This window comes from Bariatricus sp. HCP28S3_D3 (assembly GCF_052065755.1).
Lineage (GTDB): Bacteria > Bacillota > Clostridia > Lachnospirales > Lachnospiraceae > Allocoprococcus.
The window spans coordinates 1-795 of sequence record NZ_JBQHTK010000094.1 but is presented as its reverse complement, the minus strand read 5'-3'; the positions used below and the strand labels follow the sequence as shown (position 1 = coordinate 795).

Here is a 795-nt window from a genome sequence, read left to right as displayed (position 1 = left end):
CTAGTGTGTTGACATACTGATATATAATCAAATTAAGCTGGTAAATACAGCCGTTTTGATATATACTAAAAAAAAACGGCGGTGATCCCTATGGCAAGACCTAGAAAATATGTGATTAAGCTTACAGAAGATGAATACAAGGAACTCAAATCCATAATCCGTAAGAAGGCAACATCAAAAACAATACGTTGCAGATGCCAGATACTCCTTGACATGGATGAGGCACATGGAAAAATCCTAACCCATGAGCAGAGCGCCAGGTCAAACGGCGTCTGTCTGGCAACAGTCACAAATACCGTTGCAAAATACATAAACGGCGGTGTTGATGCTGTCACTGAATTTAAAAGAAGCATAAATTCAGATAATGCAAGGCGCAAGGTTGACGGGCGCGTAGAAGCCCGGCTTATTGAGCTTGCCTGTGGGCCGGTTCCGGAAGGACACTCCCGATGGACGATCCGCCTGCTGGAGAAAGAATCGAAAGTCATCCTGGAAACACCTGTAAGCAGAGAGGCGATCAGGAATGCATTAAAAAAAACAAACTTCGACCTCACAAAAACGACTACTGGTGTATCCCGGCAAAAGAAGACCCGGAATTCATAGCCTGCATGGAGGATGTCCTTGATGTATATGAGCTTCCTTATGACCAAAAGCACCCGGTTGTCTGCATGGATGAAAAGCCTTACCAGCTTCTGGGCGAAGCCAGGGAGCCCCTGCCAATGATTCCCGGGAATGACCGTAAAACGGATGCCGAATATACCCGAAATGGAACGGTCAGCATATTTGCTTTTGTAGAAC

At 45.4% G+C, this 795-nt stretch carries 1 protein-coding gene and 1 pseudogene; both read left to right on the top strand.

The genetic code is table 11. The features are described 5' to 3' along the window. The first annotated feature begins 90 nt into the window (after nt 1-90). The gene (locus ACTNB3_RS17855) at nt 91-600 is read left to right on the top strand and encodes a helix-turn-helix domain-containing protein (RefSeq protein WP_441019036.1); all 510 of its coding nucleotides are present in this window, start codon (nt 91-93) and stop codon (nt 598-600) included. A gap of 5 nt (nt 601-605) precedes the next feature. Further along, nucleotides 606-795, top strand: a pseudogene (locus ACTNB3_RS17850) (hypothetical protein); the annotation flags it as partial.